Genomic DNA, 13674 nt, shown 5'->3' with positions numbered 1-13674 from the left:
GGGTTCGGGAGCGGGCGCTACTCGACGCGGCGCAGGGCGTCGGCGGGCCGCAGCCGGGAGGCGCGCCAGCCGCCGAAGGCGCCCGCGATGAGTCCGCCCGCCACGGCCAGTCCGACGGCGATCAGGATGATGGACAGGGAGACGGGTGCGGTCAGCGCGATGTCCAGGGTCTTGGACGCCGCCTGACGGCCGGGTCCGCCGCCCATGGGTCCGCCGCCACCCATCCCGCCTCCGCCGCCCGAGGAGCCGAGCTGGGCGGTGAGGGTGGGGCTGATGGCGGTCACGACGTACGCGCCGCCGAGTCCGACGGCGATACCGAGGACGCCGCCCATGAGGCCGTTGACGAGGGCTTCGCCGACGACCTGCCGGGTGACGCGACCGCTCTTCCAGCCGAGGGCCTTGAGGGTGCCGAACTCCCGTACGCGACGGCTGACCGCCGAGGACGTGAGCAGGCCGGCGACCAGGAACGCGGCGATCAGGACGGCGATCGAGAGCCACTTGCCGACGCTGGAGGCCAGGTCGGACGCGGTGGAGAGGGAACCGGAGACCGTGTCGGCCAGGTCCGCGGAGGTGGTGACCGTGGTGCCCGAGATGTTCTTCTGGATCGCGGACTTCACCGTGTCGATCTGCTGCGAATCGGCGGCCTTCACATAGACCGTGGTGACCTTGTCCTTGGAGTCGGCCAGGGTCTGCGCCTGCTTCAGCGGGACGTAGACGTTGGCGGCGGCGTCGCCGCTGTCCGCAGTCGAGACGCCGATGACCTTGTACGCGGTGCCGGAGATCGTCACGGTCTTGTCGACCGCGAGCTTCTTCTCCTTGGCGTACGAGGCGTCGACGACCGCGACCTTCGCGTCCGTCTCGGCGGTCTTGAAGGTACGACCCGCGGTGATCTTGGAGGAGGTCAGCGGGCCCAGGTCCTGCTGGGTGACGTCGGTGCCGTACACGGTGAAGGAGTTGACGTCGAAGGAGGCGCCGCCGCCCCGTACCTCGCCCTGCGGCTGGCCACCGCCGCCACCGGGCCCGGACCTGCTGTCCTGGGCGCCTTCGTCCTGCTTGAACTCGCCGCGCTTGAACTGGCCGTCGACCTTCATGACGGTCAGGCTCAGTCCGCCGACGGCGTCGGCGACGCCGTTCTGCTCGCCCACCTCGTCGACGGTGGTGGCGGCCAGGGTCTGGAAGCCCTGGACCATGACCCGGTCGGTGCTCTGGGTCGAGTCGTCGTCCTTGGCGTCGAACTCGAACCGCGGGCGCTCGGTCGTGGAACCCGGAGCGGCGGCGGCCTTGGTGACGGTCATGTCCGTGCCGAGGCCGTACAGCGATTCCAGGACCTTGTCCTGGGCTTTGGTCATGCCGGTGGACACCGAGCTGACGATGATGACCAGCGCGATTCCCAGGGCGAGCCCCGAGGCGACGACCAGCGCCGCCTTTCTGCGGCGGCGCAGCTCGCGCCGGAGGTAGGTGAAGAACATGGCGCGAAGATATGGAGCGGGTGTGATGGGGAGTTAAGGCCCCGATGAGAGCGCCATGAGAACGCCCACGGGCCCGCGACGGCCGCCGCGTACGCCGAAGGCGGCGGCACCGGAATTCCGGGGTGCCGCCGCCTTCGTACGGGGGGATGAGGTCGGACGGTGGGATCAGGCGGCGGAGCCGGCCTGCCACTCGGCCCAGCTCATGTTCCAGCCGTTGAGCCCGTTGTCCGGCGCGATGGTCTTGTCCGGGGAGTTCTTGACGATGACCACGTCGCCGATCATGGAGTTGTTGTAGAACCAGGCGGCGGGCTGGTTCGCGTCGCCCGCGCCCTTCACGTCGGCGAGGCCCACACAGCCGTGGCTGGTGTTGGCGCTGCCGAACATCGACTTGGCGCCCCAGTAGTTGCCGTGGATGAAGGTGCCCGAGGTGGAGAGCCGCATGGCGTGCGGCACGTCCTTGATGTCGTACTCGCCCTTGCCGTCGTCGTCGGTGAAGCCGACGGTCGCGCCGTCCATCCGGGTCTCCTTGAACTTCTCGGAGATCACCATCGCGCCGTTGTACGTCGGGTTGTCCGAGGAACCGGCGGAGATCGGGATGGTCTTGATCGTCTTGCCGTCCTGGGTGACGGTCATCGTCTTCGTCTGCGCGTCGACCGTCGAGACCTGGTTGCGGCCGACCTTGAAGGTGACCGTCTTCTGCTGCACACCGAAGACGCCGTCGGCGCCCTCGACGCCGTCGAGCTCCAGCTTCAGCGTGACGGTGGAGCCGCCCTGCCAGTAGTCCTCGGGGCGCAGGTCGAGCCGCTGCGAGTTGAACCAGTGGCCGACGACCGGCTGGCCGCTGCTGGTCGTGACGGTGATGCCGTCCTGGACGGCCTTCCGGTCGGTGATCGCCTTGTTGAAGTTGATCGAGACCGGCATGCCGACGCCGACGGTCGAGCCGTCCTCGGGCGTGAAGTTGCCGATGAAGCTGTTGGCGGGCGACACGGTGGTGAAGGAGCTGTTCTCGTGGGCCTCGCGGCCCTTGGCGTCCTTGGCCGTAGCGTTGATCTTGTACGTGGTGGAGCGTTCGAGCTGGCCGTTGGGCACCCAGCTCGTGCCGTCCGCGGCGAGGGTGCCCTCGACGCTCTGGCCGGCCGACGTGGTCATGGTGACCTCGGTCAGCTTGCCCTTGACGACGGTGACCTTGGCGTCCTTGTTGATGCTCGCGTTGGTGGCCCCGTTCTTCGGCGCGATCGTTATCTGCGCCTCCGAGGTCTCCTTGGCCGCCGCTTCGTCCACCTGTGCCTGCGACTTCTTCGAGCTCTCCGCAGCCGGCGCGGGGCTGTTGCCGCCTTCGTCGCTACAGGCCGAGAGCACCAGTACGCCGCCGAGCAGTGCGGACGCGGCCATGAGGCCCCTGCGCCGCTTGCTGTCCGTCATCACACGCTTCTCCATCGTTGCCGATTTCCCCAAAATCCCCGAACAGGACGCCAGACGGCGCTACCCCGTCAATGTTCCAAGAACACCCTTAACGGGTGGTCGGTTCCTCATCCGCCGAAGATGTGGGGAACACCACTCACCGACGCAATGGCGTCGGCTCCGGTTCCCGCCGCCGGACACGTAGGGACGGTCGGCACACGACCGGCCCCGGTCCGCCGTCGGATGCGGGCCGGGGCCGGGTGCTCACACCTCTGACCTACCGTTCCGCTCCGGCGCGCTCGCCATCGCCTTCCCTATTGTCCTCGACCTCGGCGTCCTCCCCGGCGCCCTCGAATCCGTAGTCGCTCCCGTCGTCGTCCTCGCCACCGTCCCAGTCCTCGGACCAGTCCTCGGCCTCGGGGTCGTATTCGACCGTCTCACTGCTCCAGGACGCCTGGGCGAGTTCCACGCCCGGCACCTCGCTGACCAGGTCGAAAGGGTCGACGAGCGAAGCGAGGGCCTCCGCACCGTCTTCCCGGACAGTGGCCTCGGCATGCGTGCGTTCCTCGGCGGATCCCCCGGGAAGGGCGTCGATTCCCGCCGCGCCGTACTCCGCGGCGATGCCCGCCAGTGCGCCGCCGGTCAGGGCTTCGGCGTCGGTGATCTCCAACACCATCTCCACGCGAAGCCGAACATACCTGGATGTCTCTGAAGTGCTCATACGCGGGAGCGTAAGGCTCATGGACTCCGCGGCTTTCCCACGACCCGCTGCTTTGCTTAGCATCGGCGCACGGGGCTAACTGATGGTTGTCGCAAGGGGATCGATTCTGTGTCCATCGCTCGTCGCACGCTGCTGACCACCACCGCCGCGGGCACCCTGCTCTGCGCTCTGTGGTTCGTCCCCTCCGCCAACGCCACCGACGGGAACACCCCGCGCGACGTCGCCACCGCCGGCTCCGGACGGAGCCTGTCGGCCGTGTCCGCCGGGGAGTCCGACGCGGACACGTCACTCGCCGACACCGGAGCGGGGGTCGACACCACTCCGTATCTGATCGGCGGTACGGCGTTCCTGCTGATCGGCGCGGGTTTCGTCACCTACTCGACCCGGACGGGCCCGGTCAGGGGCCCGTCCGTCGGCTGAGGTCCTACGCCAGCGGTCCGGTGACCGGCTCCACGGCCGCGACCAGCTTTCCCTCGCGTACGAAGGTGTCGGCACCGGCCAGGTCGGGGGCGAGGAACCGGTCGGGGCCCGGGCCCTCGACACCGGCCGCGCGCAGCGCCTCGATCGCGGCGAGCGAGGCGGGCGCCGGGGTCAGCCCCTGGGCCGCGCGCAGTTCGACGGCGCGGGTCGCCGCGTACATCTCGACGGCGACGATCCGGGCCAGGTTGGCGACCGCGGTACGGAGCTTGCGCGCCGCCGACCAGCCCATGGAGACGTGGTCCTCCTGCATCGCGGAGGACGGGATCGAGTCGGCGGACGCGGGGACTGCGAGCCGCTTCATCTCGCTGACGAGGGCCGCCTGCGTGTACTGGGCGATCATCAGGCCGGAGTCGACCCCGGCGTCGTCGGCGAGGAACGCCGGCAGCCCGTGCGAACGGTTCTTGTCCAGCAGCCGGTCGGTGCGGCGCTCGGAGATCGAGCCGAGGTCGGCGGCGACGATCGCCAGGAAGTCGAGTACGTACGCGACGGGGGCGCCGTGGAAGTTCCCGTTGGACTCGACCCGGCCGTCCGGGAGGACGACGGGGTTGTCGACGGCGGCGGCCAGCTCGCGCTCGGCGACCACGGCGGCGTACGCGAGGGTGTCGCGTCCCGCGCCGTTGACCTGCGGTGCGCAGCGTACGGAGTAGGCGTCCTGGACGCGGGGGGCGTCGTCCTGGTGGTGGCCGGTGAGGCCGGACCCGGCGAGCACCCGCAGCATGTTGTCGGCGCTGGCGCCCTGGCCGGGGTGCGGGCGGATGGCGTGCAGCTCCGGGGCGAGGACCTTGTCCGTGCCGAGGAGGGCCTCCAGGGAGAGGGCCGCCGTGATGTCGGCCGAGGTGTAGAGGTTCTTCAGGTCGGCGAGGGCCATCACGAGCATGCCGAGCATGCCGTCGGTGCCGTTGAGGAGGGCCAGGCCCTCCTTCTCGCGCAGTTCGACGGGGGTGATGCCGTGGGCGGCGAGGAGCTCGCCCGCGGGGCGCACGACGCCGTCGGGGCCCTCCGCGTCGCCTTCGCCCATCAGGGTGAGGGCGCAGTGGGAGAGCGGGGCGAGGTCGCCGGAGCAGCCGAGCGAGCCGTACTCGTGGACGACGGGGGTGATGCCCGCGTTCAGCACGTCGGCCATCGTCTGTGCGACCTCGGGGCGTACGCCGGTGTGGCCGGAGGCCACCGTCTTCAGCCGGAGGAACATCAGGGCGCGGACGACCTCGCGCTCCACGCGGGGGCCCATTCCGGCGGCGTGCGAGCGCACGATGTTGCGCTGGAGCTGGGCGCGGAGGTCGGGGCTGATGTGGCGGCTGGCGAGTGCGCCGAAGCCGGTGGAGACGCCGTAGACCGGCTCGGGTTTGGCGGCGAGCGCGTCCACGATGCGGCGTGCGGCGGCCAGCGCTTCCACGGCGGTGGCCGAGAGCTCGACGCGGGCGTCCGCGCGGGCCACGGCGATGACGTCCTCGGCGGTGGTACCGGACGTCCCCACCACGACTGTATGCATATCCATATTCAGGAGCCTACGGACTGAAACCCTTCATGTCACTAGTGGTCGTCCGGTTGACCCCTTACCGGTCCGCGCCCGCCCGGTGACGGCCACCGGAGCGGGGCCGCGCGCTCACGGGCGGTTGCCGCGCAGCCGGCGGCGGTCGTGGGCGGACTTCGGCGGGGAGTCGGCGAGCCGGATCACCTCGCCGTCGCGCCCGGCCACCACCGGCCTCGTGGAGCGCGCCGCCTTCGCCCGGTACTGGGCCGCGTCCGCCAGCCGGAAGAGCCTGCGCGCCGAGCGCAGCGGGCCGATGGGGTCCCCGGTCGAGGCGACCCCGCAGGCGACGCCGTTGCCGAGTTCGAGCACGGCCGCGCGCTCACAGAGTTCCGTGGCCACCCGCACCACGTCGTCCGCCTCGGGCCCGAGGGTCAGCAGACAGAACTCGTCGCCGCCCAGGCGTGCCGCCAGAGCTCCGGGCAGCATCGCCCCGCACAGGGACAGCACCGAGCCGAAACGTTCCAGCAGACGGTCGCCGACAGCATGCCCATGGGTGTCGTTGACCGCCTTCAGGCCGTTCAGATCGCAGACCACCAGGCTGACCACGGTGCCGTCGGCGCGGTGCCGCTCCACCGCCTCGTCGAGCCGGATGTCGACGGCGCGACGGTTCGCGAGGCCGGTCAGCGGGTCGCTGAAGGCCAGCTTGCGGACCTCCTCCAGCCGCTCGGTCTGGGCGATCCCGGCGGCGACGACGGCGGCCAGCACGGTCGCGAAGTCGGCGTCGTCCCGGTCGAACACCGGCTGCCCCGCCGACCGCGCCACGTACAGCTCGCCCCAGGCCCGGCCGTGCAGCACGATCGGCGCCACCACGCAGCAGCCGCGCCCGCGCCGGCGCAGGGCCGCGACCCGCTGGTGGCAGAACGGCCGCGCGCCCCGCGCCGGAGCGCCCTCGGCCGCGGTCCCCTCGGCGGTCTCCACCCAGGCGTCGGGCTCACCGCCCCCCGCCCAGCGCTCGTGGAGGAACTCGGTGATCTCCGGGAACTGGTGCACGGGATACGCCTCCTCCTCGGGGAACTCCTCCTCCCCCTCGGCCCGCTCGCCCGCGTTCACCAGAACCCGTAGCCGTCCGCGATCGCGCTCCCACACGGAGAGCGCGGCGAAGCTGCCGTCCAGCGCCTCGCACGCCCTCAGTGCCGCCGCACGCCACGACTCCCGCGGCGTGTAGGCCGCGGCCATCGACTGTGCGAGCGAAACCACGGCCCGTAGCCGCGCATCATCACCACCCATCGCTCCAGCTTATGTAGATTTGTGGTGATTTGATCAGTTCGCGCCTTGAATGATCTTCGGTGCGCCCCCGGAGAAGCGGCCCGCCCTCACTCAGGGTCACCGACGGCCGGGCAGCCGCCGCTCACTCACCGGGCCAGTTCGGCTTCCGCTTCTCGTTGAAGGCGGCCACACCCTCGGCCCGGTCCCCGGAGAAGGCCACCGACCGCCAGGCCGCGTCCTCGACCTCCAGGCCGGCCCGCAGATCCAGCCCGTGCCCCAGCCGCAGCGCCCGCTTGGCCGCACGCAGCCCCACCGGCGAGTTGGCGGCGATCCGCCCGCCGAGCGCCAGCGCCTCGTCCCGGTCCCGGCCCGCCTCGACCAGCTCGTCGACGAGCCCCAGCTCCCGGGCCTCCGCCGCCTCCACGCGCCGCGCGGTGAAGACCAGCTCGGCGGCGCGGGCCGCACCGACGCGACGGGGCAGCAGCTGCGTACCGCCGCCGCCCGGAATGACACCGACCGACACCTCGGGCAGGCCGACGACGGCCGTGCGGTCGGCCACGATCAGATCGCAGGCGAGCGCCAGCTCGAAGCCACCGCCGAGCGCGAAGCCGTGCACCGCCGCGATCGTCGGCATCGGCAGCTCCAGTACGCCGGTGTAGGCGGCGCGGGCGGTGGGCCGCTGCCGCACCAGCTCGGCGTCGGTGAAGGAGTTGCGCTCCTTGAGGTCCGCGCCCACGCAGAAGGCCCGCTCGTGGCTGGAGGTGAGCACGGTGACCCGTACCCCGCTGTCCGCGCCGAGCGCCGCGCAGGCGGCCCCGATCGACCGGGCCATGTCCGTGGACACGGCGTTCATCGCCTTGGGCCGGTCGAGCACCAGCTCGGCCACGTGCTCCTGGCCCACGTGGCGCCGCACGACGACGAATTCCCCGAACCGCTGCTCGGACGTGACGGTCATGACTGCACCCCTCCGGTAAACGAGCTCGACAGTTAACGAGCGTTACCGGGGGATCCTAGAGTGCGCCCGGGCCCGGGCGAAGGGGAGAGCCCGCGAGTCCGTCAGCCGGAACCCGGAGTGCTGCGCCGCGCCAGCAGCCACGGCTCCACGACCCCGAGCCCACGCACCGGCCGCTGCCACATCGGCTGGAGACCGAAGCGGTAGCGCGGCGGGGCCGGCTCATCGGACTCCCGGCCCTCCTTCTCGGCCAGCCGTGCCCGCTCGGCGGCTGCCGCCGCCTCCTCGGCCGCCTGCGCCTCGGAGGCCGGGGCGTCACCGGTGCGGGTGAGCTCCTTGGCGAACGCCCCGTCGACCAGGACGGCGTCCTTCGGCGCTATCGAGGTGAGCCGGCTGGCGAGATTCACCGTGGTCCCGAAGACATCGCCCATCCGGGTGGTGACCGTGCCGAAGGCGATGCCGACGCGCAGCGCGGGCATGCTCTCGTTCTGTGCCATCGCCTCGACCAGCCGAAGCGCTATCTCGGCGGCCGTGCCCGCGTCGTCGGCGGCGAAGAGGACTTCGTCGCCGAGCGTCTTGATGAGCCGCCCGCCGTGGGCGGCGACCAGGTCGGCGGCGGTCGTCTCGAACGACTCGACCAGCTCGCCGAGCGCCTCCTCCTCAAGCCGCCGGGTCAGCCGGGTGAAGCCGACCAGGTCGGCGAAGCCGACGGCCAGCCGGCGGTCGACCATCTCCTCGTCGTCGGCGGCCTGCACGACCCGGCCCGTCGCGGCGGCGAGCTGGCGCCGCCACACGTACACCAGGAACTCCTCCAGCTCGGGCAGGAGCAGCTCGACCAGCGGATACGTGACCTCGGTACGGGTCATCCCCGGCTCCGGGGGCTCGGTCAGCCCCTCCAGGAAGGAATCGATCTGCCATTCCGCCAGCCGGGCGGTGGTCTGCCCGGTGGAGCGCGCCACCTGGATCGCCATCGGCTCGCTGAGCAGCCCCGCCTCCACGAGTCCGGCGAGACGGCGCAGTGCCAGCACGTCGGCCTCGGTGAGGGCCTTGGCCTGTCCGATGTCGGCGAAACCCATGGCGCGCCAGAACCGGGACGCCAGGTCCATGGAGACGCCTGCCGTACGCGCCGCCTGGAACGGCGTGTAGCGGCGGTCGGCCCCCAGGATCAGCTGTTCCAGCCGGATCGCGAGCGGGTCGTCGGTCGGCTCCGCCGTGTGATCGACTTCGTGATGCGGTGTCGCGTGGACCGAGGAGTCCGACGGGGGCTCCTCGCCCGCGCCGGACGTCGTGTCGTCGACGGTCACCAGCCGCCTCCTGCCCGTTCCCTGCGCACTGCCCTGCCGATCTGTCGCTGGATCGCCTCAACGATACGGCAGGTGTGCCCTACCTCACGTCGTCCGGGCCGTGACCACGAAATGTCACCCTGGTCCGTACGGCGGCTGTTTTGTCCTCACTCGCCGGGCGGGCTCGCGAACAGATGCACGATGTCGCCCGCCGACACCGGCTCCTGGAGCCCGTCGCCGGTGGACAGGACGAGCCGTCCGTCCCCGTCGATCGCGACGGCCTCTCCGACGACGGAACGGTCGCCGGGCAGCTCCGCCCGCACGGTCCGGTCCAGCGTCGCGCAGCCCGCCGCGTACGCCGCCTGGAGTCCGCTCGCCGCGGCGTCGCCCTCCGCCGCGCGCCACCTGCCGTACCAGTCCTCCAGGCCCCGCAGGACGGCCCGCAGGAGCGTCTCCCGGTCGGTGGACACCGCTCCGGCCAGCACGAGCGAACCGGCCGCCGGGACGGGAAGCTCGTCCGCGCGCAGCGAGACATTGAGGCCGATGCCGATGACGACGCCCTCCCCCGCGCGCTCGGCGAGGATGCCGCCGGCCTTGCGTTCGGCGCCGTCGATCGTGACCAGGAGGTCATTGGGCCATTTCAGTGCCGTGTCCACGCCCGCCGACTGCGCGAGGGCCGTCGCCGTAGCGACCCCGGCGAGCAGCGGGAGCCATCCCCAGCGGTGCACGGGCACCTCGCCGGGGGTCAGGTAGACGGAGAAGAACAGCCCCGACCGAGGCGGCGCCGACCAGGTCCGGTCGAGTCTGCCGCGTCCCGCCGTCTGCTCCTCGGCGACGAGCACCGTTCCCTCGGCCAACGTGTCCACGCGCGCGGCGAGATCGGTGTTGGTCGAGCCGGTCGTCTCCACCACGTCGACCGAGCTCCACAACGAGTCCGGCCGGAGCAGTCCGCGACGCAGCGCGGCGACGTTCAGGGGCGGCCGGTCCAGGTCCGACCAGCGGTTGTGTGACGCATCGGAAGGTGTCATGCAAGCCACCCTAGGTGTGGGAAAGGACGCACTGCCGAACGGTAGCCGCGCCGATACGCTACGAGTCAGTAGCTGCCCGGCCGTCGAGCCGTGGCCTGTCGGCCCGGCGTCCCCCACACGGTCGCGCACGGCCCGGCCGAGCACAGCTGCTGAACGTTCTAGCCGTCCCCGTGACCAGGCAGGGAGCCGCCACCCGATGTCCGAGCCGCAGAGCGACATCCACACCACCGCGGGCAAGATCGCGGACCTGCAGCGCCGTATTGACGAAGCCACGCACGCAGGCTCCGCCCGCGCCGTCGAGAAGCAGCACGCCAAGGGCAAGCTGACCGCCCGTGAGCGGATCGATCTCCTCCTCGACGAGGGCTCCTTCGTCGAGCTCGACGAGTTCGCCCGCCACCGGTCCACCAACTTCGGCATCGAGAAGAACCGCCCGTACGGCGACGGGGTCGTCACCGGCTACGGCACGGTCGACGGCCGGCCCGTGTGCGTGTACTCGCAGGACTTCACGATCTTCGGCGGCTCGCTCGGCGAGGTCTACGGCGAGAAGATCGTCAAGGTGATGGACTTCGCGATGAAGACCGGCTGCCCGGTCATCGGGATCAACGACGGCGGCGGCGCCCGCATCCAGGAGGGCGTGGCCGCCCTCGGGCTGTTCGCGGAGATCTTCCGCCGCAACGTCCACGCCTCCGGCGTGATCCCGCAGATCTCGCTGATCGTCGGACCGTGTGCGGGCGGCGCGGTCTACTCCCCCGCGATCACCGACTTCACGGTCATGGTCGACCAGACCTCGCACATGTTCATCACCGGTCCCGACGTCATCAAGACCGTCACCGGCGAGGACGTCGGCTTCGAGGAACTCGGCGGCGCCCGGACGCACAACACCACCTCCGGTGTCGCGCACCACATGGCGGGCGACGAGAAGGACGCCATCGAGTACGTCAAGTCCCTGCTGTCCTACCTCCCTTCCAACAACCTCTCCGAGGCGCCCGCGTTCCCCGAGGACGCGGACCTGGAGACGACGGACGAGGACCGCGAGCTCGACACCCTCATCCCGGACTCCGCGAACCAGCCCTACGACATGCACACCGCCATCGAGCACGTGCTGGACGAGGGCGAGTTCCTGGAGACCCAGGCCCTGTTCGCGCCGAACATCATCACCGGCTTCGGCCGCGTCGAGGGCCACCCGGTCGGCATCGTCGCCAACCAGCCGATGCAGTTCGCCGGTTGCCTCGACATCAACGCGTCCGAGAAGGCCGCACGCTTCGTGCGCACCTGCGACGCGTTCAACGTCCCCGTCCTGACCTTCGTCGACGTCCCGGGCTTCCTGCCGGGTGTCGACCAGGAGTACGGCGGGATCATCCGCCGCGGCGCCAAGCTGATCTACGCCTACGCCGAGGCGACCGTCCCGCTGATCACGGTCATCACCCGCAAGGCGTTCGGCGGCGCGTACGACGTCATGGGCTCCAAGCACCTGGGCGCCGACCTCAACCTGGCCTGGCCGACCGCGCAGATCGCGGTCATGGGCGCCCAGGGCGCGGTCAACATCCTGCACCGGCGCACCATCGCCGCCTCCGAGGACCAGGAAGCGACCCGCGCCGAGCTGATCGCCGACTACGAGGACGCGCTCCTCAACCCGTACGTCGCCGCCGAACGCGGCTACGTGGACGCGGTGATCATGCCGTCCGACACCCGCGCCCACATCGTCAAGGGCCTGCGCCAGCTCCGTACCAAGCGGGAATCCCTTCCCCCGAAGAAGCACGGCAACATCCCCCTCTAGAGAGGACCCAGGCCATGATCAAGGTCGTACGGGGCAATCCGACCCCGGAGGAGCTGGCCGCCGCACTGGCGGTGGTCCAGGCGCGCGCCGCGGCGACCGCCGCGGTGCCGTCCGGCGCGCCGGTACCGCCCGAGCAGTGGTCCGACCCGGGCCGCATCGCACGCCGCGGCGCTCTCCGGCCCGGTCCGCGCTCCTGGGCGCGGACGTACTGGCCCGTCTGAGCACGCGCGCCCGAGGGGGCCGTACGTACCGCTGTGACGCCTGAGTACCCGTACTCAGGCGTCACAGCGGCCCCCGCAGCAGGATCGTTTCCATGCTGTGGTCCGATCCAGAGAACGAGCCTCCGAAGGAACTCCGCGACGCCCAGGCGATGCTGCGCCGCGCGGGTCTACTGCTGGCGCTCGCCATGGTGATCGCCATGTTCGTCCTCGGCATCCGCTGAGCGCCCGGACCCCGCGCCCTTCTACGATGGCCGCTATGACTGATCAGCGCCGCCTCGTCCTCGCCTCCGCCTCGCCCGCCCGTCTCGGCCTGCTGCGCCAGGCCGGTTTCGCCCCCGAGGTGATCGTCAGCGGTGTGGACGAGGACGCGCTGTCCGCGCCCACGCCCGGCGAGCTGGCGCTCGTCCTAGCCGAGGCCAAGGCGGCCTCGGTCGCGGCCCGCCCAGAGGCGGCCGGCGCCCTGGTGATCGGCTGCGACTCGGTCCTCGAACTGGACGGTGAGGCGCTGGGCAAGCCCTCCGACAGCGAGGAGGCGACCGCCCGCTGGAAGTCCATGCGCGGCCGGGCGGGCGTGCTGCAGACCGGGCACAGCGTGATCGACACCGTGAGCGGCCGTACGGCGTCCGTGACGGCGTCCACCGTCGTCCGCTTCGGCGAGCCGACGGACGCCGAGATCGCCGCCTACGTCGCCTCCGGCGAACCGCTCCACGTGGCGGGCGCGTTCACGCTGGACGGCCGTTCGGCGCCGTTCGTCGACTCCATCGAGGGCGACCACGGCAACGTCATCGGGCTCTCGCTGCCGACACTGCGCCGGCTGCTCGGCGAACTGGACTTCTCCGTCACCGACTTGTGGGTCCGGTAACCGGCTCCGCTCAGACGGCCGCCGGGGCTCCCGCTCCGGCGCCGTTCCCGTCACCCCGTGCGGTGTCCTCGCCTTCGGGCGCGGCATCGCCCCGGCCGTAGCCGATCAGCGTCAGCACGAGCAGCGCGAGCACGGCCATCATCACGGCGAACGCGGACCAGCCGACCAGGCCCACCGTGAGGGCGCCCAGCACCCCGTGCACGACGGCGCAGCCGATCAGGGCGATCCGCCCGAAGCGGCCCGGCGCACGGTCGCGGACCCCGGCCAGCAGCGCGACGAGGCCGCAGAGCACCAGCAGGAGGCCGGAGGTCCAGCCCATGGCCCACGTGCCCGTGTACATCGCGTGCGGGTCCATCCCCGCGAGGGACATCTGCTGGTTGTCGACGACCGTCGCGAGTACGGCGTTGATGAGCACGATGCCCACCGCTTCCGCGAACAGCACGACCCCGGTCACCACGGCCACTGGTCTGCGTATCACCGCGCCCACCCCCTGTTACCTGTAGTACCTGCGATATCGCGGACCCTACTAACGGGTAATGGTTCGGACAAGAGGTCCGGCGGTCCTCGTACGACCGCAAAGAAACACCCGGCCGTTGGTAGGGACCCAACAAAGAAACACCTGACGTCGTTGACCTAACGGACAGAGACCTGGACCACACCTCGTGGCTACTGTGCGCTTAAGGAACCCGGCGTAACGTGGTGCGACAAGGGATTTCACGACTCCAGCAACCCTCGAATCACAC

14 protein-coding genes are annotated in these 13674 nt (G+C 71.0%); 5 read left to right on the top strand and 9 right to left on the bottom strand.

The genetic code is table 11. The features are described from left to right. Window positions 1-17: 17 nt before the first annotated feature. The 3 genes from OG230_RS22435 to OG230_RS22425 all read right to left on the bottom strand — a co-directional run bounded on the left by OG230_RS22435 (window position 18) and on the right by OG230_RS22425 (window position 3546). On the bottom strand, window positions 18-1469 hold the full coding sequence (locus OG230_RS22435; RefSeq protein ID WP_328905500.1) for an ABC transporter permease: 1452 nt from the start codon (window positions 1467-1469) through the stop codon (window positions 18-20). Between the two features lie 165 nt (window positions 1470-1634). Continuing rightward, window positions 1635-2906 (bottom strand): L,D-transpeptidase, encoded by a 1272-nt coding sequence (locus OG230_RS22430; RefSeq protein WP_328905499.1) that lies wholly within the window; start codon window positions 2904-2906, stop codon window positions 1635-1637. Between the two features lie 241 nt (window positions 2907-3147). Next, window positions 3148-3546, bottom strand: coding sequence for a hypothetical protein (locus OG230_RS22425; protein ID WP_328911495.1), 399 nt, complete (start codon window positions 3544-3546; stop codon window positions 3148-3150). 153 nt (window positions 3547-3699) lie between these two features. On the opposite strand from OG230_RS22425, the gene OG230_RS22420 reads away from it, so the two are divergent. Then, entirely contained in the window at window positions 3700-4011 is a 312-nt protein-coding gene (locus tag OG230_RS22420; RefSeq protein WP_328905498.1) for a hypothetical protein, read from the top strand. 4 nt (window positions 4012-4015) lie between these two features. On the opposite strand, the gene hutH is transcribed toward OG230_RS22420, so the two are convergent. The 5 genes from hutH to OG230_RS22395 form a co-directional block, all read right to left on the bottom strand. Continuing rightward, window positions 4016-5566 carry a histidine ammonia-lyase gene (hutH, locus tag OG230_RS22415; protein WP_328905497.1) on the bottom strand — a complete coding sequence of 517 codons (1551 nt, stop codon included), beginning with the start codon at window positions 5564-5566 and terminating at the stop codon, window positions 4016-4018. Window positions 5567-5674: 108 nt separating this feature from the next. Further along, on the bottom strand, window positions 5675-6829 hold the full coding sequence (locus tag OG230_RS22410) for a GGDEF domain-containing protein (protein WP_328905496.1): 1155 nt from the start codon (window positions 6827-6829) through the stop codon (window positions 5675-5677). A gap of 121 nt (window positions 6830-6950) precedes the next feature. Next, window positions 6951-7763: an enoyl-CoA hydratase/isomerase family protein gene (locus OG230_RS22405; RefSeq protein ID WP_328905495.1), complete on the bottom strand. Its 813-nt coding sequence runs from the start codon at window positions 7761-7763 to the stop codon at window positions 6951-6953. A 101-nt stretch (window positions 7764-7864) separates the two neighbouring features. Further along, window positions 7865-9064 carry an adenylate/guanylate cyclase domain-containing protein gene (locus OG230_RS22400; RefSeq protein WP_328905494.1) on the bottom strand — a complete coding sequence of 400 codons (1200 nt, stop codon included), beginning with the start codon at window positions 9062-9064 and terminating at the stop codon, window positions 7865-7867. 146 nt (window positions 9065-9210) lie between these two features. Beyond that, window positions 9211-10071, bottom strand: a complete 861-nt coding sequence (locus OG230_RS22395) for a biotin--[acetyl-CoA-carboxylase] ligase (RefSeq protein WP_328905493.1) — start codon at window positions 10069-10071, stop codon at window positions 9211-9213. Between the two features lie 196 nt (window positions 10072-10267). Here OG230_RS22395 and OG230_RS22390 point away from each other — a divergent pair, with 196 nt between their 5' ends. The 4 genes from OG230_RS22390 to OG230_RS22375 all read left to right on the top strand — a co-directional run bounded on the left by OG230_RS22390 (window position 10268) and on the right by OG230_RS22375 (window position 12931). Continuing rightward, window positions 10268-11848: an acyl-CoA carboxylase subunit beta gene (locus tag OG230_RS22390; protein WP_328905492.1), complete on the top strand. Its 1581-nt coding sequence runs from the start codon at window positions 10268-10270 to the stop codon at window positions 11846-11848. 14 nt (window positions 11849-11862) lie between these two features. Further along, a complete protein-coding gene (locus tag OG230_RS22385; RefSeq protein WP_328905491.1) occupies window positions 11863-12069 on the top strand; it encodes an acyl-CoA carboxylase subunit epsilon in 207 nt (68 codons plus the stop codon). A 92-nt stretch (window positions 12070-12161) separates the two neighbouring features. After that, window positions 12162-12290, top strand: coding sequence for a morphogenic membrane protein MmpB (gene mmpB, locus OG230_RS22380; RefSeq protein ID WP_328905490.1), 129 nt, complete (start codon window positions 12162-12164; stop codon window positions 12288-12290). Window positions 12291-12316: 26 nt separating this feature from the next. Then, a complete protein-coding gene (locus OG230_RS22375; protein WP_328905489.1) occupies window positions 12317-12931 on the top strand; it encodes a Maf family protein in 615 nt (204 codons plus the stop codon). Window positions 12932-12941: 10 nt separating this feature from the next. On the opposite strand, the gene OG230_RS22370 is transcribed toward OG230_RS22375, so the two are convergent. After that, window positions 12942-13409, bottom strand: a complete 468-nt coding sequence (locus OG230_RS22370; protein WP_328905488.1) for a hypothetical protein — start codon at window positions 13407-13409, stop codon at window positions 12942-12944. Window positions 13410-13674 lie beyond the last annotated feature (265 nt).

The sequence above is a fragment of the Streptomyces sp. NBC_00234 genome (assembly GCF_036195325.1).
GTDB lineage: Bacteria > Actinomycetota > Actinomycetes > Streptomycetales > Streptomycetaceae > Streptomyces.
This window is presented reverse-complemented; position numbering and strand designations above follow the sequence as displayed.

What these genes read in the sequence shown, in the direction of transcription:
- OG230_RS22435 (WP_328905500.1), bottom strand. Translation starts at nt 1,469, where the DNA reads ATGTTCTTCACCTACCTCCGGCGCGAGCTGCGCCGCCGCAGAAAGGCG.
- OG230_RS22430 (WP_328905499.1), bottom strand. Translation starts at nt 2,906, where the DNA reads ATGGAGAAGCGTGTGATGACGGACAGCAAGCGGCGCAGGGGCCTCATG.
- OG230_RS22425 (WP_328911495.1), bottom strand. Translation starts at nt 3,546, where the DNA reads ATGGTGTTGGAGATCACCGACGCCGAAGCCCTGACCGGCGGCGCACTG.
- hutH (WP_328905497.1), bottom strand. Translation starts at nt 5,566, where the DNA reads ATGGATATGCATACAGTCGTGGTGGGGACGTCCGGTACCACCGCCGAG.
- OG230_RS22410 (WP_328905496.1), bottom strand. Translation starts at nt 6,829, where the DNA reads ATGGGTGGTGATGATGCGCGGCTACGGGCCGTGGTTTCGCTCGCACAG.
- OG230_RS22405 (WP_328905495.1), bottom strand. Translation starts at nt 7,763, where the DNA reads ATGACCGTCACGTCCGAGCAGCGGTTCGGGGAATTCGTCGTCGTGCGG.
- OG230_RS22395 (WP_328905493.1), bottom strand. Translation starts at nt 10,071, where the DNA reads ATGACACCTTCCGATGCGTCACACAACCGCTGGTCGGACCTGGACCGG.
- OG230_RS22390 (WP_328905492.1), top strand. Translation starts at nt 10,268, where the DNA reads ATGTCCGAGCCGCAGAGCGACATCCACACCACCGCGGGCAAGATCGCG.
- OG230_RS22385 (WP_328905491.1), top strand. Translation starts at nt 11,863, where the DNA reads ATGATCAAGGTCGTACGGGGCAATCCGACCCCGGAGGAGCTGGCCGCC.
- mmpB (WP_328905490.1), top strand. Translation starts at nt 12,162, where the DNA reads ATGCTGTGGTCCGATCCAGAGAACGAGCCTCCGAAGGAACTCCGCGAC.
- OG230_RS22375 (WP_328905489.1), top strand. Translation starts at nt 12,317, where the DNA reads ATGGCCGCTATGACTGATCAGCGCCGCCTCGTCCTCGCCTCCGCCTCG.